The organism is Immundisolibacter sp., from assembly GCF_050250495.1.
Classification (GTDB): Bacteria; Pseudomonadota; Gammaproteobacteria; order Immundisolibacterales; family Immundisolibacteraceae; genus Immundisolibacter.
The window spans coordinates 70384-91887 of the sequence record NZ_JBFWOM010000009.1 but is presented as its reverse complement, the minus strand read 5'-3'; the positions used below and the strand labels follow the sequence as shown (position 1 = coordinate 91887).

Below are 21504 nucleotides of genomic sequence, written 5' to 3'. Positions count from 1 at the left end.
CAACGGCCTTCCCCACCGGTCATCGCCGGCGGGGTGGGTTCAAAAGCCGTCGTTGGCGGGTGCTGGCAGCTCCGCCTTGCCTTGATCGATCAGTTCCGCGGGCAGCGATTTGGACGCCTCGATGCCGAGCGCCTTCAGCTCCTCCGCGCGCTTGACCACGTTGCCACGGCCGGCGATGAGCTTGTTGCGGGCGCCATCGAAGGCCGTCTGAGTGCTTTTGAGGCGACTGCCGACCAGCTCCAGGTCCTGCACGAAGCCGACGAACTTGTCGTACAGATCCCCGGCGCGGCGGGCGATTTCCTGCGCATTGCGGCTCTGGTGCTCGAAGCGCCACACGTTCTGCACCATGCGCAGCGTGGTCAGCAACGTGGTCGGGTTCACGAGGCCGATGTTGCGGTCGAGGGCGTCCGTGAACAGCCCGGGCTCTGCCCGCAGCGCCTCCATGTAGGCCGGCTCCACCGGCACGAACAACAGCACGAAGTCCAGCGAGCGCACGCCGGCGAGCTGGTGGTAGGCCTTGTCGCCGAGCTGGCGGATGTGGGTGCGCAGCGAGGCGACGTGCTCGCGCAGCGCCTGCGCGCGGGTGGCGTCGTCCTCGGCGCTCGCGTAGCGCTCGTAGGCGATCAGCGACACCTTGGCGTCGATCACCACGTCCTTGCCGTCCGGCAGGTGCACGATGGCGTCCGGGCGCTGGCGGCCGTCCTCGCCGCTGATGCTGACCTGAAGCTCATACTCGCGGCCCTTCGCTAGACCCGACTGTTCCAGCACGCGTTCCAGCACCAGCTCGCCCCAGGCGCCCTGCGTGCGGGTGCTGCCCTTGAGCGCCCGGGTGAGGTTCACGGCGTCCTCGGCCACGCGCTGATTGAGATCCCGCAGCGTGTGGATTTCCTTCAAAAGCGACACCCGGTCGCGCGATTCCTTGTCGTAAACGTCCTCCACGCGCTTCTGAAAGCCGCCGATCTGCTCGCGCAGCGGGTTCAACAGCGCCTCCAGGTTGGTCTTGTTCTGCTCGGTAAAGCGCTTGGACTTGTCCTCCAGGATGTCCTGCGCCAGCGTCTTGAACTGCTCGGCAAGCCGCGCGCGGGCGTCTTCGAGCAGGGCGAGCTTCTCCTCGCTGCGGCGGCGCTCCTCGGCCAGCTCCGTGCTGGCGCGCTCCAGGCGTACGGCAAGCGCCTGCACCTCGTCGGCCCGGGCGCGCAGCGCGAGCTCGCGCTCGGCGAGCGTCGCCTCCAGCGCGGGCAAGCGTGCGCACTCGGCGTCCAGACGCGCGCGCGACTCCGCGAGTGTCCGGTGTTCCCCTTGCAGCGCGGCGAGCTGGTCGGCCAGCGCCGCCACCTGCCGTTGCGCCGCCTCAAGGCGCCCGCGCGTCTGGGCGAGAAAAATAGCCAGCGTGACGGCCAGCAGCCCGGCCACCCCGGCAAGCAGCGCGACCACGGCGAGAGCGGAAAACTCCATGTCGAAGCGGGGTCAAAGTGTCTGGTACAAGGCTTGCACGATAACCGATCAAACCGATGGGCTGGCTCGCGCGCGCCGCGCGAACGGCCCACACCCCGCGGAGACACTGGTTTGGATACTGGTTTGGGTACTGGCATGGACATCGGCATCCCCACCGAGATCAAGGACAACGAAAGCCGCGTGGCGCTCACACCCGCCGGCGCGGCGGCGCTGGTGGCGCAAGGCCACCGCGTGCACGTGCAGCGCGGCGCCGGCGTGGGCTCGGGCTTCACCGACGCGGAATACGCGCGCGCCGGCGCCACGCTGACCGACGCTGCCGGCGCCTGGGACCGAGCACTGGTGGTCAAGGTCAAGGAGCCGCTACCCACCGAGTACGCGTTCTTGCGGGGCCAGATGCTGTTCACGTATCTGCACCTCGCCGGTGTGGACCGGACGCTCACCGACGCGTTGCTCGCGACCCGCACCACCGGCATTGGCTACGAGACCGTTCGCGACGACACCGGCCACCTGCCATTGCTGGCGCCGATGAGCGCCATCGCCGGCAACATGGCGATCGCCGTCGGCGCCTGGTACCTGGCACGGCCGCACGGCGGCATCGGCGTGCAGCTCGGCCGCGTGCTCGGCGAAGCCCACGGCCGGGTGCTGGTGATCGGCGACGGTGTGGTGGGGTCGCACGCCGCGGCCAGTGCGGCCGCGCTCGGCGCGGACGTGGTCGTGCTTGGCATCGATCCGGCGCGCGGCGCGGCGCTGCGGGCGGACATCCCCGGTATCGACTGGCGGCAGTCAACGCCGGACGCGATCACGGCCGAACTGCCACATGCGGATCTGCTGATCGGCGCCGTCCTGCTGCCGGGCGCGCGCGCCGCATCTGGTCAGCGCCGGCATGGTCCGCCGCATGCGCGCGGGCACCGTCATCGTGGACGTCAGCATCGACCAGGGCGGGTGCATCGAAACCGCCCGACCGACTCGCCACTCGGACCCCATCTACACGGTGGACGGCGTCATCCATTACTGCGTCACCAACATGCCGGGCGCCTACCCGCGCACCGCCACGCTGTCGCTGACGCAGGCCACCCTGCCCTACCTGCAGCAGCTGGCCGCGGGCGGCCACGAGGCGCTGCGAGCCAATCCGGCGCTGGCCGCCGGCGTCAACACGCTGGATGGCCACCTCACCCACCGCGCGTGCGCCGAAGACTTGGGCCTGACAGCGCGCTTTCGTCCTCTTGAGCAGGTGCTCGCCAATCACCCGTGATGCGCCACGCGCCCGCCTGTGGGCACCCAGCGGCATCCCGGAACTGTGTCTTTGTACCGTCTTTGGGCACGGTGGCGCGCGCATACTCGGCCGCCGTAACCCCTACCGTCGCGCGGGCGGCCGGGGAGTGGCGCCTGGCAACAGTCTTGTGTTGGGCGCGCACTCGGCAGGCTCCGCGCGCAATGCGGTAGGGCCCCACAGGCAAGACAGTCACGGTCAAACCCGCCATGGCCAAGCCTCACCTCGGCGCTGTACCGCGCCAGCCGGGCCGCTCTCGCCGCCGGCGTGGCGTGCTGGCCGCGTTGCTCGGCAGCGTTCTCGCCTGTTGCGCCGCGGTGAATGCAGACGAGTGGATCTACGTGGTGCGGCCGGGTGACACCCTGTGGACACTGACCGAACGCCACCTGAAGCACTTCGGTTACGTGACGCGCCTGCAGGCGGCGAACGGCGTAGACAACCCCTACGCGCTGCCACCGGGCATGCGCCTGCGGATACCGCTCGACTGGTCCCGGCGGCGGCCTGGCGTGGCGCGCGTGGTCGGTCACGGCGGGACTTGCACTCTGGCCCGCGATGGCGGGGCGGCGCCGGTCGGGATCGCCATGGGCGCGGAGCTGTCCGTCGGCGACGAAGTCACCTGTGCCGCCAACAGCTACGTCACGCTGGAGTTCGAGGACGGGTCCCAGCTGCGTGTGCAGCCCGACAGTCAGATACACCTCGACGCCGCGTGGGTGTATGGCGACGCTGGGTATTTCGTGCACGACGTCGCCCTGCAGCGGGGGCGCACCGAGAGCAGCGTTCCGCAGCAGCAGCCGGCGGCAACGCGGCTGCGCATCGTGACCCCGGCATCGACCACCTCGGTCCGCGGAACGCGGTTTCGTGTGGCAGCCGACGAATCGGATGCGGCCTCGCGCAGTGAGGTGGAACACGGGCGGGTAAGCGTGGACGCCCAGCGGCGTTCAGTGTCGGTCGATGCCGGGTTTGGCAGCGTCACGCGTGCGGGCGCCGCACCGTCTCCGCCCGTGCCGCTCTTGCCGGCACCGGACCTCAGTGACGTGCCTGCGGTGCTGGAGCGGGTTCCGTTGCGTTTTTCGCTGGCCGGGCTGCCCGGGGCAACCGGCTATCGCGGCGGGGTTGCCGCGGACGCCAAGTTCACCCGGCTCATCGCCGAGTTCAGCTCGGACTCGACCACCCTGCGTGGCCCGGACATCCCGGATGGCGACTACTGGCTGCGCGTGCGCGGGCGCGACGCCGAGGGCCTGGAGGGCCGGCACGCGGTGCGGCGCTTTACGCTCAACGCGCGCCCGGAGCCACCGTTCGTGTTGCAGCCGCAGGCTGGCGGCAATGCCGGGGTCACCCCCGAATTCGCCTGGACAGCGCACCCGCAAGCGGACCACTACGAGATCGAGGTGGCCGGCACGGGCGGCTTCGAAGCGCCGCTGATTGCCGAGCGCGACCTGCGCGACACCCGGTTTCGGGCACCCGCTGCGATGCCGCCTGGCCAGTACACCTGGCGCATCGCGACCGTGTCGTCCACCGAGGGCCGCGGGCCGAACAGCGACGCCATGCCGTTTCGCGTGCCGTACCCGGGGCCGAGCGCCGATCCGCCAGCGCTGTCGCGCGACCGCCTGGTCATTCAATGGGCCCGGCCTGCCCCCGGGCAGACGTTCTGGTTTCAACTCGCCAGCGACGCGGAGTTCAAGAAGCTGCGCGTCGATCAGGCGGTCGCGCAGCCGCGTGTCGACCTGCCGCGGCCCGGCGGCGGGCGTTACTTCCTGCGCATTCGCACGATCGAGGCCGACGGCTTCGCCGGTCCGTTCGGCGAGCCGCAGCAGATCACCGTGCCGCACTCGCGCTGGTGGCTGCTTATCCTGGCGCCGCTGGCGCTGCTCGCATGAGCCGGTCACGCCGGGCCCACGATTCGTTCTCCGGTCCGGCGACCCGGTGGAGCCTGCGCGACCTGGTCGGGATTTGCGTCCTGGTGGCCGTGTTGATCGGCGGTCTGATGTTGTCGGGCGTGCCGCGGCGGATAGATGCGGCCGTTTACGACTTGTTGGCGCAGACACTCAAGCCCCCCCGGACCCCCGGATTCTCATCGTCACCATCGACGAGAAGAGTCTGCAGTCGATCGGCCGCTGGCCGTGGTCGCGACGCACCCACGCCGCCTTTCTCGACCGGCTGGCTGCCGCCGGCAATACCACGGTCGCGCTAGACCTGCTGCTGGTTGAGCGCGACCCGGATGCCGCCGCCGACGCGGCGCTGGCCGATTCCATCCGCAACCACGGGCGGGTGATCCTGCCGGTGGTACCGGCGTCGCTGGTCGACGCGCCTGGCCTGACCGCCGCTACCAGCCTGCCGCCGATTACCCAGCCAGCCGTACTGGCCCACGCGGATGTCGACCCTGATGCCGACGGCGTGGTGCGGCGCATTCATCTGCGCGCGGGGCTCGGCGCGCCCAGCCTGCCGACGCTGGGGCTTGCCCTGATACAGGCGCGCGCAGGGGTGGCAGACGAACAGAACGCACCCTCGGGTCCGGCCGACGCCCAGGCGTGGATCCGCGCCGACGAGGTGCTGATTCCGTTTGCCGGGCCGGCCGGCACGTATGCGCGTGTCTCGTACATCGACGTGCTCGACGGGCGGGTACCCAGCGCGCAGCTGCGCGGCAAGTACATCATCGCGGGCGCCACGGCGGCGGGCCTTGGCGCCCGCTTTGCCACGCCCACGACCCTCGCGAGCCGCCTGCCGCTAACCGGCGCCGAGCTGCACGCCAACGTGTTGCAAACCTTGCTCGACGGCCGCGCCATCACGGCCGTGGCGACGCCCTGGGCGTTGGCAGCGGCCATGCTGTGGCTTGTTGCCGGGGTTGCCCTGCTGCGCCGGCCGCGCGCCCACCAGGTGCTGACCGGCAGCGTCATCCTGCTTGGCCTGCTGGGACTATGCACCTGGCTTGGGGCGCAGTTTGGCCACATCTGGGTGGCGCCAGCGCCGGCGCTTCTTGCCCTGTCGGCGGTTTATCCCATCTGGTCCTGGCGGCAGCTGAGCTGGCACATGGGCGCGCTCTTTCGGGAGCGCGGGCAGTCCCAGGCCACGCTCGAACTGGTACACGACGGCATCATCACGCTGGACGGCGCCGGCCGCGCCCGCTACCTCAACAGCGCGGCGGAGGCCATCACCGGACGCCCGCTGGCGCAGGCCCTGGGTCGGCCACTCGATGAAATCACCGGCCTCAAGCCGGTCGATGCCGGCAACACGTTGCCGCAATCGTCCGACGGCGACCTGTTGCAGATCGCCACCCACACGCTGACCGCACCTGACGGCACCGAACGGGCCGTGCGCATCGCGCGCCATCCCTTGCCGCAGGACGGCGGCTCGGTGGTCGCGATCACCGACGTCACGGCCAACCTCACGCTCACGCGGCAGATCCGCTTCCAGGCCACGCACGACAGCCTCACCGGCCTGCCCAACCGGGCCATTCTCGCCGACCGCCTGGGGCAGACGCTCGCCGCCGCGCGCCGCCGCAGGCAGTCCGCCGCGGTGCTGTTCATCGATCTTGACGGCTTCAAGAAGGTCAACGACGCGCTCGGGCACCGCGCCGGTGACCTCATGCTGCGCGAGGTTGGCAAACGTCTTGAATCGCGCATTCGCGCCGAAGACACCGCCGCGCGCTGGGGCGGCGACGAGTTTGTGCTGGTGCTGAGCCAACTCGACGACGAGCACGCGGCCATCGGCCTCGCCGACGGCGTGGTCGAACTGCTGGAGCAACCGTTCGACCTGGACGGCCAGCCGGCCTTCATCTCGGCCAGCATCGGGATCAGCCTGTTCCCGCGCGACGGCGACGATGGCGACGCGCTGCTGCTGCGCGCCGACACGGCCATGTATCGCGCAAAGCGAAATGGCGGCCGGGGCGTTGGGGTGTTCTCGCACGAGGTGGGCGCCTGGAACAAGGCGCGCCTGAACCTCGAAAACGACCTGCGCGCCACCCTGCAACGCGGCCCACTGGATGTCTGGTACCAGCCGATTGTCGACCTGCATCAGGGGCGTCTCGCGCACATCGAGGCACTGATCCGGTGGCAACACCCGCAAAACGGCATGCAGACGCCGGCCCAGTTCCTGGCACTGGCCGAAAGCAGCGGCCTCATCCACGACATCGGCACCGCGACGCTATTCACCGCGTGCGCCGATGCGCAGCAGTTGGCGCGCCAGGGCTTCCCGGTGGGCGTATCGGTCAACGTCTCGCCGCAGCAGTTGAGTCGCGGCGAACTGCCGACCCGGCTCGAAGAGGCGCTCGCGGCATCCGGCCTGCCGGCCGACCGACTGACGCTTGAAGTAACCGAGAACGGCATCGTCAGCGACTCCGAGCGCGCCGCGCAGTGCATCGCGACGCTGCGCGGCCTGGGCGTGCGGATCGCGCTCGACGATTTCGGCACGGGTTACTCGTCGCTCAGCCTGCTGCGCGATTTCCCGATCGACATCCTGAAGATCGACCGCTCCTTCGTGCCCAATCCGCAGCACCGCGCGGGTGACCTCACCATCGCGCACGCCATCATCGGCATGGCGCGCAACCTCGACAAGACGGTCATCGCCGAGGGCGTCGAGACGGCCTGGCAAAGCCGCGCCCTGCTGATTGGCGGCTGTCATTTGCAACAGGGCTTTCTGCACAGCCCGCCGGTCCCCGTGGGTGACATCCCGGCCATTGCCCGGCGGGTTGCCCTCGCTGGCGCCCCGACGCTCATCGCAGGCTACTGACGCGCGCCCCTGCATCCGGTGCCGTTGCGGCGGCAGACCCGGATAATGCGCGCCCCGCCCCGGCCTGGATGTCCCCGTGAGCCTGCCCCCGCTGCGCCTGAAACGAAACGAAGAACGCCGCCTGCGTGCCGGGCACCTGTGGGTGTTCAGCAACGAGGTGGACATCGCCGCCACGCCGCTGACGGCCTGCACGCCGGGCCAGCTGGTGGTGATCGAAAACGCCCGCGGTGGCCCGCTCGGTACGGCGTATGTCAACCCGCGTTCGTTGATCTGCGCCCGCCTGCTGTCGCGGCGGGTGCTGCACGACGAGGCCGCCGTCACCGGCCTGCTACACCGCCGCCTCGCCGACGCGCTCGCGCTGCGCGAGCACCTGTACCCGACGCCGCACTACCGGCTGGTGCATTCCGAGGGCGACGGCCTGCCGGGCCTGGTGGTGGATCGCTACGGCGAGCATCTGGTGATGCAGGTGAGCACCGCCGGCATGGAAGCCCGGCGCGACGCCATCGTCGCCGCGCTGGTGGAATTGCTCCGGCCAGCCGGCATCCTGGCCCACAACGACGGCTTTGGTCGCGAGCTGGAGGGCCTGCCCGTCGGGGAGGCCGAGGTCGTGCACGGCGACGTGCCCGAGTTCGGGGAGGTGCGGGAAGGCGGGCTCGATTTTCGGGTGCCGCTGCACGGCGGGCAGAAATCCGGCTGGTACTTCGACCAGCGGCCAAACCGCGAGCGGTTGCGCGCCTACGTGCGTGGCGGGCGGGTGCTGGACGCCTTCAGCTACGTCGGCGCCTGGGGCCTGCAGGCTGCCGCGGCCGGTGCGGCTGAGGTGCTGTGCGTGGACGCGTCCGCGCCGGCGCTGGCGGTGCTCACCGAAAACGCGCAGCGCGCCGGCTTCGGCGACGTGGTCGACACCCGCCAGGGCGACGCCTTCGACGTGCTGGCCGCGCTGCTGGATGCCGGCGAGCGCTTCGACGTGGTCGCCATCGACCCACCCGCGTTCATCAAGCGCAAGCGCGACGCCGAGGCCGGCATGGAGGCGTATCTGCGCCTGAATCGCCTGGCCATGCAGCTGGTGGCGCCGGGCGGTTATCTCGTGAGCGCCTCGTGCTCGCACCATCTTGCCGAGGCGGATTTCCGCGACCTGCTGCGCCGCGCCGTGCTGCCGCTGAACCGCCGCCTGCAACTGCTCGAACGCGGCCACCAGGGCGCCGACCACCCGCAGGCGCCGGCCATGGCGGAGGCGGATTACCTCAAGGTCGCGTTCTGCCGCGTGCTTTAGTACGCCAACGGCATGGCCTTCGAGCTCGACCTCCAGACCCCGCCGGCGCAGGACGTGCCGCGCCTGCTGGACGAGCAGATCGCCGCCGCCGAAAACGCTTTGCAGGGCACGCCAGACGCTGACGCCACCCACGCCGCCCGCCGGCACCTGAAGCGCGCCCGGGCCATGCTGCGCCTGCTGGATGCGGACCTCGGCGGCCGCGCGGCGACCGTGGACGCGGCTCTGCGCACCGCCGGTCGGCACTTGTCGGAAAGCCGCGACGCCACGGTGCTGGTCGCCACCATCGACGCGCTGCTTGATCTTCGCCCGCGGCCGGCGACCGCCAAGGCACTGCGGTCGTGGCAAGCGGCGCTGCGCAGCGCGGGCGAGACCGTCGTCGAGCCAGACGCACTCGCGGCGGCTCGCGACGCCCTGCAACAGGCTCGGCAGGCAGCGACCGGACTCGGCGCCAACGGCGATACCGCCGTCTGGACAGGCTTCGAGGCCAGCTACCGCGAGGGCCGTCGCGCGCTGCGCCGCGCCCAGGCGAAGCCGACCGCCCGGCGCCTGCACACGCTGCGCAAGGCGCTCAAGCACCACGTCTATCAACTGCGCGTGCTGCGCCCGCTGTGGCCGGCGGTGCTGGGCGCGGTGCACGACGAGGCCGACCGCGCCGCCGAGCTGCTCGGCCTGCACCACGACTGCGAGGTACTGCGCGAGCGGCTCGCCGGCAGCGGCCTCAGCGCCGCACGGCAAACCCGCGTCGACGCGCTCGCCGCCGTGCGGCAAGGCACGCTTGCCGAAGGCGCGCTCGCCCGCTGCGCGTTGCTGTACGCCGAACGCGGCGGCCGTTACGCCCGGCGGATCGCGGCCTGGGCCGCGCATCCGCTGACCGCGTCCGAACACGGCCGCTGACGCGCGCCCTCAGCCCGGTTTCGCCTGCCAGTCGGCCAGCAGCGCGGTGACCTCGTCGTCGCTGACCTGCCCGAAGTCCCGGAAAAACTGCCCGACCGAGCCGAAATCGCGCGCCACGCGCAGGCACACCACCTCGTCCGCGTGCGCCCGCAGGCGCGCGACGGCATCCGGCGGCGCCACCGCCACGGCGGCGATGAGCCGCGCGGGGCGGCTCGCGCGCAACGCATCGAGCGCGGCGATCAAGGTGGCGCCGGTGGCCACGCCATCGTCGACCACCACCACCGTGCGTCCGGCGGGGTCGACACGCCGGGCGCCATACAGCGCCCGGCGGCGGCGCAGCACCTCGCGCTGGCGGGCGACTTCGGCCGCGACATAGGCTTCATCTACATAGGCCTCCGCGCCGGGGTTGAGGCTGACTTGGCCGCCCTCATCCACGGCGCCGACGGCAAACTCTGGATTCCCGGGCGAGCCGAGCTTGCGCACCAGCACCAGGTCGAGATCGCCGCCGAGCGCCTGCGCCAGGATCACGCCCATCGGCACCGCGCCGCGCGGCACGGCCAGAATCAACGGATGCTTGTCTTGCAAATGGGCGAGCCGGTCCGCCAACTGGCGGGCGGCATCCGCGCGATCGTCGAACATGCTGACCTCCGGCCGTGGCGCCCGGTGCGCCGGCAGCCTCATGCTGCCGCTAGCGGCGCCATCGGTCAGGCAATGGTCCGGACGAGGCGCCCCGCCGCCATGACTGCCGTCACGCCGCCTGCCCTGCCGCCGCCAGAATCTGCCGCAATTCCGGCACGCAGGAGCCGCAGTTGGTGCCGGCCTTGAGCGCGGCGCCGATGGCGTGCGGGCTGTCGAGACCCTGCTCGGCGATGGCCCGCACGAGGGTGTTGATACCCACCTGAAAACACGCGCACACGGTGCGCCCGGGGTCGGCGCCCGCCACGCCCGGCACGCCCGCCAGCAGCGCGCGCCGCGCGGCGGCGTCGAGCGGCGCATCGAAGCGCGCCGTCAGCCAGTCGTCAGCCAGCCAGTCGAGGTCGTCGCCCGCGAACAGCGCGACCTGCGCCCGCTCGCCCGTCACCGCCAGCACGCGCTGCTCGCCGGTCGGGTCGGCATAGTCGAGCCATTGCCAATCCCCGGCTGGCGTGCCGACCAGGGCACTTAGCCAGGCCGCCGCATCGGCCGGCGCTTGCCGGGCGGCGATGCGATACCGCCAGCCACCCGCGATGCGGGCGCGGGCGTAGTAGTCGACTCCGGTCGGCGCCAACACGACGCGCGATAACAACAGCGCCCGCCAGGGCAGCGCGGCCGGCGCCACACGGACCGGCGTCAGCTTGAACTGCGGCTGGCCGGACACCGGATCGCGAACGGAATCCACCAGCGCGTCGGCCGGCCCGGTGCTGGCGAACGCCCGCCCCCAGTGCATGGGCAGGAACACCTCGCCCACGCGCAGCCCCGCATCCACCGCCACGCGGGTGACGAGACGGCCGTGCCGGCTCTCGACGTCGGCAAAACCGCCATCGCCCAGGCCAAGACGGGCCGCATCGGTCGGGTGTACGTCGAGCCGCGGCTCGGCAATGTGCCCGGACAGGCGCGCCGATTTGCCGGTACGCGTCAGCGTGTGCCAGTGGTCGCGCACGCGGCCGGTGTTGAGAATCAGCGGGTAGTCGGCGTCCGGCGCGGTGCCCGGCAGGCGGCTGGCGCAGGCCAGCATGCGGGCGCGCCCGCTCGGCGTGTAAAACCGCCCGTCGCCGAACACACGTGCCGTGCCCGCGCCCGTCGCCGGCACCGGCCACTGAACGGGTTCGAGCGCGTCGTAGCCCGTGCGGCCGAGCCCGGCAAGACCGCCGATGTCGAAGTCCCGCCCGGCCGCACCGGCCAGCGCCGACAGCCGTGCGTACTCGTCGAATACATCGGCCTCGCTGGCGTACTCGAAGCCGCTGAAACCGAGGCGCTGCGCCACGCTGGCCAGCGCCCACCAGTCGGCGCGCGCCCTGCCGGGCGGCGGCAGAAACGGGCGCTGGCGCGAAATGCGCCGCTCGCTGTTGGTGACGGTGCCGGATTTCTCGCCCCAGGCCAGCGCCGGCAGCAGGATGTGCGCGAACGCCGTGGTGTCCGTGTCGCGCACGCAGTCGCTGACGATCACCCGCTGGCACTTCGCCAGCGCGGCGCGGAAGCGGTCCGCCTGCGGCAGGCTGACCAGCGGGTTGGTGCCCATGATCCACAGCCAGCGCACCTGGCCGGCCTCGATGGCTTCGAACAGGTCGACCGCCTTCAGGCCCGGCAAGGCGCTGATCGGCCCACCGCCCCAGAAGTCCTGCACCAGGGCGCGGTGCCCGGCGTCGGCGTAGTCGAGGTGGCAGGCCAGCGTCGAGGCGAGGCCGCCGACCTCGCGCCCGCCCATGGCGTTCGGCTGGCCGGTAAACGATAGCGGCCCCATGCCCGGCCGGCCGATCCGGCCGGTTGCGAGATGGCAGTTGATCAGCGCGTTCACCTTGTCGGTGCCGGCGGCGGACTGGTTCACGCCCTGCGAGAACACCGTGACCACGCGCTCGGTACTGGCGAACCAGTCGTAGAGCCGGGCCACGTCGTCCACCGGCAGATCGCAGGCCGCCACCACGGCCGCGGCGTCCGGCGCCTGCGCGCGTGCCTGCGCCAGCGCGGCGTCGAAGCCCTCCACGTGCGCCGCGACGTAAGCCTTGTCCACCACGCCGCGATCGGCAAGCGCCGCCAGCAGGCCGTTGAACAGCGCCACGTCGCTGCCCGGTGCGAGCGGCAGATGCAGATCCGCGATGTCGCAGGTCGGCGTGCGGCGCGGGTCGATCACCACCACGCGCAGCCCGGGCCGCGCCTGTTTGGCGGCGCGGATGCGCTGGAACAGCACCGGGTGGCACCAGGCGGTGTTGCTGCCGACCAGCAGCAGGAGGTCGGCGAGTTCGAGGTCCTCGTAGCAGCCCGGCACCGTGTCCGCACCGAAGGCCCGCACGTGGCCGGCCACGGTGGAGGCCATGCACAGGCGCGAGTTGGTGTCGATGTTGTTGGCGCCGATGAAACCCTTCATCAGCTTGTTGGCGACGTAGTAGTCCTCGTTCAGCAACTGTCCGGACACGTAGAACGCCACCGCCTGCGGGCCGTGTTGCGCAAGGGTGCTGTGCAGGCTGTCCGCCACGGCATCCAGCGCGGCATCCCAGCCGACCGGCGCGCCGTCGATCAGCGGCTCCAGCAATCGACCGTCGAGGTCGAGCGTCTCGCCGAGCGCCGCGCCCTTGGAGCACAGCCGCCCGAGGTTGGCCGGGTGCCCTGCATCACCGGCGATGGCCGCCCCGCCCTGCCCGTCCGGCGTCGCCAGCACGCCGCAGCCGACGCCGCAGTAAGGGCAGGTGGTGCGCACCGCCGCCTGCACCAAGGCAGTCACGGCACGGCCACCCACACGCGATCGCCCTGCACACGCACCGGGTAGGCCGCCACCTGCACGGCGGGGTCCTCGAGACACTGGCCGTCGGTCAAGCGAAAGTGCTGCTTGTACAGCGGCGAGGCCACCACCAGGGCGCCGCCCAGATCGCCGACGATGCCGCGCGCCAGCACCGCCGCCTCGCCGAGCGGGTCCCAGTTGTCGAGCGCGTACACGGCCGGCGTCTCGGCCGGCAGGTGAAACAGCGCCACCTGCCGGCCGCTGACGCGCGCCGCGACGCCGGCATTGGCGGGCAGATCGGCCAGGCCGCAGACCTCGATCCAGTTCTCGTCACTCATCGCAAGGGCCGCCTCAGGCATGTTCCGTCACCGCGGTGGGCAGATCGTCCGCGCGCACGGGCCGTGGCTGGCCGCGCTCGCGCACGAAGTGGATGGTCTCGTCCGGCGCGTCGCTGTTTACGAAGGGCCGGAAGCGGCGCAGGCGCTCGGGGTCGTCGAGTGTCGTCTTCCACTCGCACTGGTAGGTGTCGATGACGTGGCCCATCTGGGCTTCGAGTTCCGCGCCGATGCCGAGGCGGTCGTCGGTGATCACTTCGCGCAGGTAGTCGATGCCGCCGTCGAGGCCATCCAGCCACACGGACGTGCGCTGCAGGCGGTCTGCGGTCTTGATGTAGAACATCAGGAAGCGGTCCACGTAGCGCACCAGCGTGGACGTGTCGAGGCCGGTGGCGAACAGGTCCGCGTGGCGCGGCTTCATGCCGCCGTTGCCGGCCAGGTACAGGTTCCAGCCGTGCTCGGTGGCGATCACGCCGACGTCCTTGCCCTGCGCCTCGGCGCACTCACGCGTGCAGCCGGACACGGCGAACTTCAGCTTGTGCGGCGAGCGCAGGCCCTTGTAGCGCTCCTCCAGCAGGATGGCGAGGCCGACGCTGTCGTCCACGCCGTAGCGGCACCAGGTGCTGCCGACGCAGGATTTCACCGTGCGCAGCGCCTTGGCATACGCGTGGCCGGACTCGAAACCGGCGTCGACCAGCCGCTTCCAGATGGCGGGCAGCTGTTCGAGCCGCGCACCCAGAAGATCGATGCGCTGACCGCCGGTGATCTTGGTGTAGAGATCGAACTCCTTGGCGACCTCGGCAATCACCAGCAGCTTGTCCGGCGTGATCTCGCCGGCCGGAATGCGCGGGATCACCGAGTAGGTGCCGTCCTTCTGGATGTTGGCGAGGAAGCGATCGTTACTGTCCTGCAGGCCCTCGTGGGCGGGCTTGAGCACGTAGTCGTTCCAGCAGGCGGCCAGTATCGACGCCACGGTCGGCTTGCAGATGTCGCAGCCGCGCCCGCGGCCGTGCTTTTCGAGCAACTCGTCGAAGCTGCGCAGCTGCCCCACGCGCACCAGTTGATACAGGTCCTGGCGCGTGTAAGGGAAGTGCTCGCACAGATCCGTGTTGACGGCGAGGCCACGCTTCTTGAGTTCCACCTCAAGCAGCGACTTCACCAGCGGCACGCAGCCGCCGCAGCCGGTGCCGGCCTTGGTGCAGGTCTTCAGATCACCCACCGTGGTGCACCCGTCGTCGATGGCGGCGACCAGCGCGCCCTTGCTCACGTCATGACACGAACAAATCTGCGCCGTGGCGGGCAGCTTGTCCGGCCCGAGCGCCGGCTTGCCGCCGGCGCTGTCCGGCAGGATCAGTGCCTGCGGCTGCGGCGGCAGGGTGATGTCGTTCAGGCAGTACTGAAGCAGCGCGCCGTAGTCCGCCGCATCGCCCACCAGCACCGCGCCCAGCAGGCGCCGGCCGTCGGCGTCGACGACGATCTTCTTGTACACGCCGGCCAGATCGTCCTGGTAGGTGTAGCACAGCGCGCCGGGGGTTCTCGCGTGCGCGTCGCCGATGCTGCCGACGTCCACGCCCAGCAGTTTGAGCTTGGTGCTCATGTCGGCGCCGGTGAAGGCGCCGTCCGTGCCGGACAGATCGGCCGCCGCCGCCTTGGCCATGGCGTAGCCCGGCGCCACGAGGCCATAGATGCGCCCGCCCCACAGCGCGCACTCGCCGATGGCGTAGATGTCCGGATCGCTGGTGCGGCACTGGTCGTCGACCACGATGCCGCCGCGCTCGCCGACGTCGAGCCCGCAGGCGCGCGCCAGCTCGTCGCGCGGGCGGATGCCGGCCGAGAACACGATCAGATCGGCTTCGAGATGCCCGCCGTCGGCGAACTGCATGCGGTGGCGGCAGGTTTCGCCGTCCACGATCTCGCGCGTGTTGCGCCCGGTGTGCACGCCGACGCCGAGCGCCTCGATCTTGCGCCGCAGCAGCGCGCCGCCGCCGGCGTCGAGCTGCACCGCCATCAGCTGCGGGGCAAATTCCACCACATGCGCTTCGAGGCCGAGGGACTTCAGCGCGTTGGCGGCTTCGAGCCCGAGCAGACCGCCGCCCACCACCACGCCGACGCGCGCGCCCTGCGCCGCGTCCCGGATAGCGTCCAGATCATCCAGCGTGCGGTACACGAAGCAGCCCGGCCGCTCGCGCCCCGGCACCGGCGGCACGAACGGCGTCGAGCCGCTCGCGATCACCAGCTTGTCGTAGGGCAGCGTGTCGCCGGTGGCGGTCTTCACCGTGCGGGCGGCGCGGTCGATGGCGGTCACGGGCGTCGCGGTGCGCAGCTCGAAACCGTGCCTGGCATAAAAGGCCGGCGTGGTGAGCGCCAGATCGTCCGCCGTCTTGTCGCCGAAGTACTCGGACAGGTGCACGCGGTCGTAGGCCGGGCGCGTTTCCTCGCCGCACACGGTGAGCGCAAAGCGGTCGGGGGCGGTCTCGGCCAGCACGTCGACCAGGTGCTGGCCGACCATGCCGTTGCCGATCACGAGCACGCGGGTCTTGTCCATGGTGCAGTCCTCACAGGAAGAATCGGGAATGCCGGCCGCCAGCAGCGGCTCGGGCGGTTTGCTGCCGGCCGCCAGCAGCGGCTCGGCGAGGGCGCGGCCGAACGCGAGCGCGCGCCGCGCGGCGGTGACGTCGGTGCGGTCGTCGATGAGTTGCTTGAACCAGGCGCCGTCGGCGACGTCGCCAACCAGCACGGCGCCGGTGACGCGCCCCTGGTCGAGATTCAGGCGCCGGTACACGCCGGCCGCGGGGTCGCGCAGCACCAGCGCGTCGCCGTCGGCGGGTGCGACTTCGCCGGCCGAGAGCACGTCGATGCCGCTCACCTTGAGCTGCGCCGACACCGGCGAGCCGGCGTACACGGCGCCGGCCTCGCCGGCCATGTGCCGCGCCCACACGGCGGCTTGCTCGTACAGCGGCGCGACGATGCCGTAGGTGACACCGCGGTGCTCGGCGCACTCGCCGAGCGCGTCGATCAGCGGGTCTGACGTCGCGAGCGCGTCGTCCACCAGCACGCCGCGGTTGCAGGCGAGGCCGGCTTCCTGCGCCAGTTCCACGCGCGGGCGAATGCCGATGGCGAACACGACAAGACGCGCCGCGATGCTGCGGCCGTCTTCCAGCTCGACCGCCGCCACGTGCTGCGCGCCGCGCAGCGCGGCGCTGCGGGCGGCCAGCTCGAAGCGGATGCCGCGGGCTTCGAGATCGCGCTGCACGACCGCGGCGGCCTCGGCATCAAGCTGGCGGTTCAGCAGGTGAGTCGCGGCGTGCAGCACGGTCACGTCCAGGCCCTGGCGGGCGAGGCCGACGGCGGTTTCAAGTCCCAGCAGTCCGCCGCCCACCACCACCGCCGGGCCACCGGCGGGACCCTGCGCCAGGAGGTGGTTCAAGTGCGCGAGCGTACGAAATGCGATCACGCCCGGCAGGTGCACGCCTGGCAGCTCCGGGCGTACCGCGCGGGCGCCGGTGGCGATCAGCAGGCGGTCGTAGGTCAGCGTGTGGCCGTCGCCAAGGCGCACGCTGCGCGCGGCGCGGTCGATGGCCGTCACCGGCTGGCCGGTGAGCGTCTCCACGCCGCACGCGGCAAGATCGTGCGCCGACGGCAGCGCCAATGCGTCGGCGGGCACGTCGCCCGCCAGCGCGGCAGACAGCAGCACGCGGTTGTAGGCCGGCGCCGCCTCCGCGCCCAGCACGGTGATGCGGTAGCGGCGCGGCGCGCGCGTCAGCAGCTCGTCCACGGCGCGCCGCGCGGCCATGCCGTTGCCGATCACGATCAGATGCGGTTGTTCGTCCATGCTCGTCGGGGTCACGCTCGCAACACACCCGGCTGTCCACCGGGATCCTGTTTGCGCTCACCCACGCTGGCGAACACGCACCGCTGCGTCGTTGCAGCGGCGTTTTGCGGCCGGCCGGCCCGCGAGGGCGCCGGTCAACCGCGAGAAATCAGTCCATGCAGCGGCGTCGCACGCGACGCCACGGATCAGGAATGAGGCTCAACCCATCCCCTCCCTCGGAAAATCTATTTAGCAAGATCAGCGCCAAGGCTGGTCGGGTCGAACACCGCCCCGTCGATGAACCGGTCCGGACCCAGCGTCACGCTGGCCTTGCCCTCGCCGAGCTTCCATTCGGCGCGGTGCCCGCCTTCCGCCTTCACGTCCACCGCCGGCACGGGCTCGCCAAGGCGCGCCACGGCCAGGCGATAGATGTCCGGCCGGTAGACGGCATGGGCGGTGGCGAGCAGATCGACCGCCGGCGCGACCTGGCCCCAGCGCTGCATCTGGCGCAGCATCCACAGCGCATGCGAACGCCACGGGAAGGTGGCCGCGTAACGGTGGAACACGTGGAAGCCGGGCAGCGCGCGCCGGGCGCCGCGCGGATCGAGCGTGAGTTCCCCGACCAGCGACGCCGTCACCACGTCCAGCGGCAGGTCCAGATAGGCGCTGCCGGCCAGCAGGCGCGCCGCCTCGCGGCGGTTATCGATGCCGTCGTCCAGCCAGCGGCCGGCGTCGACCAGGGCCGCGATCAGCGCCGCGTGCGTGCCGGGATACCGCTGCGCCCAGGTGGCGGACACGGCAAGGACCTTTTCCGGCGCGTTGTTCCAGATGTCGTGGCCGGTGGCGACGATGCAACCGATGCCCTCATGCACGGCGAGCGTGTTCCACGGCTCGCCGACACAGTAGCCAAAGATGTCGCCCTGGCGCAGCCGCTGCACCATCTGCGGCGGCGGCACCACCACGAGGCGAATGTCGCGGTCGGGGTCGATGCCGCCCGCGGCCAGCCAGTAGCGCAGCAGGTAGGTGTGGTTGGATGTCGGGTAGACGGTGGCGAACGTGAGCGGATCGGCGCCCGCCGCGCGCCGCCGCGCGATGACCTGCGCCAGCGCCTGCACGCTCACCGGCTGACCGGCCGACGCGGACTGCATGTCCCGGTAAAGGTTGTCGGCCACCGTGACGGCGTTGCCGCCGAGCCCCAGGCTCAGCGCCGCAATCAACCGCTGCGGCACACCCTCCACGCCCAGCGTGCAGGCCAGAGCCATCGGCGCCAGCAAATGCGCGCCATCGAGGTGCCCGACCGCCAGCTTGTCGCGCAGCGTTGCCCACGACGGCTGGCGCGCCAGTGTCACGTCGAGTCCATAGCGGGCAAAGTGGCCGCGTTCCAGTGCCACCACCAGCGGCGCGGCGTCGGTGAGTGGGATGTACCCAAGGTGGACGCGAGACAGCTCGGGCGGTGGCGGCGTTGGGCTCATTTGAACAGTTCGGCGGTATCGATCACGCCCTGCGCGATCTCGGCGATGGTCTTGTTCTGATCCATGGCCAGTTTGCGAAGCGCGTGGTAAGCATCGTTTTCGCTGCGACCACCGCGCGTCATGAGGATGCCCTTGGCGCGCTCGACCAGCTTGCGCTGCGCAAGACTGGTGCGTGCCTGCGCCAGTTCGCTCTGTAACGAGGCGTACTGCCGAAAACGCGCAATGGCCACCTCGACCACCGACCGCACCCGACCCGGACTCAGGCCGTCCACCACGTAGGCACTGACGCCCGCCTCGATGGCTTCGCGGATGGTGTCGGCGTCCGAGTTGCTGGCGAACATCACCACCGGATGCGGGTTGTCGCGCGACAGGCAGCGCATGTGTTCGAGGATGTCGCGGTCGGGCGATTCGAGGTCGATGATGACGACGTCCGGCGCGCAGGACGCCACTGCGCGAATCAGGCCGTCGGCCGTGGCCAGCTCGGCCACCACCGCCAGACCCGCCCCCGCCAGCGCACCCGCAACGAGCGCGCGGCGCTCGGGGTCATCGTCGACCAGCATGACGCGCAGGGGGGACTGGGACATAGGCATCGCAGGTGGGTGTAGGCCGCTTGCTAAGCAGATGCCGTGCCAGGGTAAGGACACACGCCGAGGGGCGACTGCGAACCCGTCAGTAGGTATCGACCGGGTCCACGTCCAGCGACCAGCGCACCTGCCGCGCCGCCGGCAACTGGGCGAGAGCGGGCAGCCAACGGCGCAGCAGATTGTGCAGCGGCGCGCGGCGGCTCGCCTGTAACAACAGCTGTGCGCGGTAGCGGCCGGCGCGCTTGGGGCTGGGCGCCGGCACCGGGCCCAGCAGCTCGACACCAGCCTGACCGAATTCCGCCGCCAGCGACAGCGTCTCGCCGAGGAACCACAGCGCCTCCTGCGCGCCGGCGGCCTCGGCGCGCAGCAGCGCGAGGTGACTGTATGGTGGCCATCCGGCGGCCTCGCGCTCGGCCAGCAGGCCGCGTGCGAACACGCCATAGCCGCCGCCGAGCAGCGCCTGCCACAGCGGGTGCTGCGGCTGGTGGGTCTGGATAAGCACCCGGCCGGCGAGATCGCCGCGCCCACTGCGCCCGGCCACCTGGTGGATGGTCTGCGCAAGGCGCTCGGTGGCGCGAAAGTCCGCCGCGAACAGGCCCTGGTCGGCATCGAGGATGCCGACCAGCGTCACGGCCGGAAAATGATGGCCCTTGGCCAGCATCTGGGTGCCGATCAGGATGTCTGCTCGGCCGTCGCGCGCGGCGGCCAGATGCGCGTCGAGCGCGCCGCGCCGGCGCGTGCTGTCGCGGTCCACGCGCAGAACCGCGTGGTCCGGGAACAGCGTCGCCAGATCCGCCTCGATGCGCTCGGTACCGACGCCGAGCGGCAGCAGTTCGCCACTCGCGCACTCCCCGCACGCGGTCGGCGCCGGCCGCTCGCTGCCGCAGTGATGGCACACCAGCAGGCGCCGCGCCCGGTGCAGCGTGTAATGCGCATCGCAGCGCGTGCACTTGGGCACCCAGCCGCAGGCGTGGCACAGCAGCACCGGCGCGTAGCCGCGGCGGTTCAGGAACAGCATCACCTGCCGCCCGGCGGCCAGTTCGTCCCGCATGACGGCGGCGAGCGCGGGCGACACGAGACCCGTCATGCGCTGGTGGCGCACGTCGAGCAGGTGAAGCTGCGGCAGGCGCGCGCTGCCGGCCCGTTCGTGCAGGTGCAGCGGCCGGTACTGGCCGCTCGCCGCATGCTCCAGGCTTTCCAGCGACGGTGTGGCGCTGCCGAGCAGCACCGGCACGCTTTCGAGCCGCGCGCGCAGCACCGCCATGTCGCGGGCGTGGTAGCGAAAGCCGTCCTGCTGTTTGTAGGACGTGTCGTGCTCCTCGTCGACCACGATCAATCCCAGCCGCGGCAGCGGCGCGAATACCGCCGAGCGGGTGCCGATCAGCACACCAACACGTCCGTCGCGCGCGGCGAGCCAGGCGGCGAGGCGCTCGCCGTCGGTGAGGCCGGAATGCAGCACGGCGACGGCAGCGCCAAAGCGCGCCCGAAAGCGCGCCTCGGTCTGCGGCGCGAGACCAATCTCCGGCACCAGTACCAGCGCCAGCCGGCCGGCAGCGAGCGCTGACTCGATGGCGGCGAGGTACACCTCGGTCTTGCCACTGCCGGTGACGCCGTCGAGCAGAAAGGCATGGAAGCCACTGGCGCCCGTGATGGCGTCTACCGCCGCCTGCTGTGCCGCGCTCAGCGTTGGCGCAGCCGGCGGCGCGCCGGTCGGCGCCGGTTCCGGCGCACGCTCGGCGCGCTCGACCCAGCCCTTGCTCGCCAGCGTGCGGGCCGTCACACGCCAGCCCTCCAGTTCGGCGTCGAGATCGTCTTCCGTGCGCGGGCCGGCGGCGAGCGCCCGCAGCAGCGCCGCCTGACGCGGCGCGCGACCGACGCTGTCCGGCGCAGGCGCAGTGTTGGTCAAACGCCACTCGAAGGGCGGCGCGAGCTGCGCCGGCCGGCCCGTTCTCAGCAGCGCCGGCAGCGTGCCGACGACCACCTCGCCGGGCGGCGCGTGGTAGTAGTCAGCGGCGCGGTGCAGCAGGTCGAGCAGCGGCGCGGTGAGCAGCGGCTCGGCGTCGATGGCCTCGTGGATGTGCCTGAGCTGCGCGTCGGCTACCTCGGCGTGCGGCGCGTGTGCAACCACCAGCCCCACCCGCGAACGGCGTCCGAACGGCACGCGCACCCGGCATCCGACGGCCGGCGGCGGCACGTTGAACAGCGGCAGGTAATCGAACAGATGCCGCAGCGGCGCGTCGATGGCGACCTTCAGGATCAGCCGCGACATGGGC

Annotated in this window: 12 protein-coding genes and 1 pseudogene; 5 read left to right on the top strand and 8 right to left on the bottom strand. The window is 71.4% G+C overall.

Annotated features, from left to right (window positions below; all coding sequences use genetic code 11):
• Window positions 1-39: 39 nt before the first annotated feature.
• The gene (gene rmuC, locus AB7F93_RS08370) at window positions 40-1455 is read right to left on the bottom strand and encodes a DNA recombination protein RmuC (RefSeq protein ID WP_428302444.1); all 1416 of its coding nucleotides are present in this window, start codon (window positions 1453-1455) and stop codon (window positions 40-42) included.
• A gap of 135 nt (window positions 1456-1590) precedes the next feature.
• On the opposite strand from rmuC, the pseudogene ald reads away from it, so the two are divergent.
• The 5 genes and pseudogenes from ald to AB7F93_RS08345 all read left to right on the top strand — a co-directional run bounded on the left by ald (window position 1591) and on the right by AB7F93_RS08345 (window position 9617).
• Window positions 1591-2707, top strand: a pseudogene (gene ald / locus AB7F93_RS08365) (alanine dehydrogenase).
• A gap of 227 nt (window positions 2708-2934) precedes the next feature.
• On the top strand, window positions 2935-4602 hold the full coding sequence (locus AB7F93_RS08360) for a FecR domain-containing protein (RefSeq protein WP_428302443.1): 1668 nt from the start codon (window positions 2935-2937) through the stop codon (window positions 4600-4602).
• Between the two features lie 73 nt (window positions 4603-4675).
• On the top strand, window positions 4676-7450 hold the full coding sequence (locus tag AB7F93_RS08355; protein ID WP_428302442.1) for an EAL domain-containing protein: 2775 nt from the start codon (window positions 4676-4678) through the stop codon (window positions 7448-7450).
• A 76-nt stretch (window positions 7451-7526) separates the two neighbouring features.
• Window positions 7527-8723, top strand: a complete 1197-nt coding sequence (locus AB7F93_RS08350) for a class I SAM-dependent rRNA methyltransferase (RefSeq protein WP_428302441.1) — start codon at window positions 7527-7529, stop codon at window positions 8721-8723.
• A 12-nt stretch (window positions 8724-8735) separates the two neighbouring features.
• Entirely contained in the window at window positions 8736-9617 is an 882-nt protein-coding gene (locus AB7F93_RS08345) for a CHAD domain-containing protein (RefSeq protein WP_428302440.1), read from the top strand.
• A 9-nt stretch (window positions 9618-9626) separates the two neighbouring features.
• On the opposite strand, the gene AB7F93_RS08340 is transcribed toward AB7F93_RS08345, so the two are convergent.
• The 7 genes from AB7F93_RS08340 to AB7F93_RS08310 form a co-directional block, all read right to left on the bottom strand.
• Window positions 9627-10256 (bottom strand): phosphoribosyltransferase, encoded by a 630-nt coding sequence (locus AB7F93_RS08340; protein ID WP_428302439.1) that lies wholly within the window; start codon window positions 10254-10256, stop codon window positions 9627-9629.
• Between the two features lie 109 nt (window positions 10257-10365).
• Window positions 10366-13032: a molybdopterin-dependent oxidoreductase gene (locus AB7F93_RS08335; RefSeq protein ID WP_428302438.1), complete on the bottom strand. Its 2667-nt coding sequence runs from the start codon at window positions 13030-13032 to the stop codon at window positions 10366-10368.
• Window positions 13029-13388 carry a nitrite reductase small subunit NirD gene (nirD, locus tag AB7F93_RS08330; protein WP_428302437.1) on the bottom strand — a complete coding sequence of 120 codons (360 nt, stop codon included), beginning with the start codon at window positions 13386-13388 and terminating at the stop codon, window positions 13029-13031. Before nirD ends, AB7F93_RS08335 begins: the two co-directional genes overlap by 4 nt.
• Window positions 13381-17211 carry a nitrite reductase large subunit NirB gene (gene nirB / locus AB7F93_RS08325; RefSeq protein ID WP_428302436.1) on the bottom strand — a complete coding sequence of 1277 codons (3831 nt, stop codon included), beginning with the start codon at window positions 17209-17211 and terminating at the stop codon, window positions 13381-13383. Before nirB ends, nirD begins: the two co-directional genes overlap by 8 nt.
• Window positions 17212-17420: 209 nt before the next feature.
• Window positions 17421-18647, bottom strand: a complete 1227-nt coding sequence (locus AB7F93_RS08320) for a CmpA/NrtA family ABC transporter substrate-binding protein (protein WP_428302435.1) — start codon at window positions 18645-18647, stop codon at window positions 17421-17423.
• Complete coding sequence (locus AB7F93_RS08315; RefSeq protein WP_428302434.1) at window positions 18644-19231, bottom strand: ANTAR domain-containing response regulator; 588 nt, start codon at window positions 19229-19231, stop codon at window positions 18644-18646. Before AB7F93_RS08315 ends, AB7F93_RS08320 begins: the two co-directional genes overlap by 4 nt.
• 85 nt (window positions 19232-19316) lie before the next feature.
• Window positions 19317-21500 carry a primosomal protein N' gene (locus AB7F93_RS08310; protein ID WP_428302433.1) on the bottom strand — a complete coding sequence of 728 codons (2184 nt, stop codon included), beginning with the start codon at window positions 21498-21500 and terminating at the stop codon, window positions 19317-19319.
• Window positions 21501-21504 lie beyond the last annotated feature (4 nt).

Bases quoted from the DNA above. Each gene is read 5' to 3' on its own strand.
- AB7F93_RS08340 (WP_428302439.1), bottom strand. From the start codon at position 10,256: ATGTTCGACGATCGCGCGGATGCCGCCCGCCAGTTGGCGGACCGGCTC.
- AB7F93_RS08310 (WP_428302433.1), bottom strand. From the start codon at position 21,500: ATGTCGCGGCTGATCCTGAAGGTCGCCATCGACGCGCCGCTGCGGCAT.
- AB7F93_RS08320 (WP_428302435.1), bottom strand. From the start codon at position 18,647: ATGAGCCCAACGCCGCCACCGCCCGAGCTGTCTCGCGTCCACCTTGGG.
- AB7F93_RS08315 (WP_428302434.1), bottom strand. From the start codon at position 19,231: ATGTCCCAGTCCCCCCTGCGCGTCATGCTGGTCGACGATGACCCCGAG.
- AB7F93_RS08360 (WP_428302443.1), top strand. From the start codon at position 2,935: ATGGCCAAGCCTCACCTCGGCGCTGTACCGCGCCAGCCGGGCCGCTCT.
- AB7F93_RS08345 (WP_428302440.1), top strand. From the start codon at position 8,736: ATGGCCTTCGAGCTCGACCTCCAGACCCCGCCGGCGCAGGACGTGCCG.
- rmuC (WP_428302444.1), bottom strand. From the start codon at position 1,455: ATGGAGTTTTCCGCTCTCGCCGTGGTCGCGCTGCTTGCCGGGGTGGCC.
- nirD (WP_428302437.1), bottom strand. From the start codon at position 13,388: ATGCCTGAGGCGGCCCTTGCGATGAGTGACGAGAACTGGATCGAGGTC.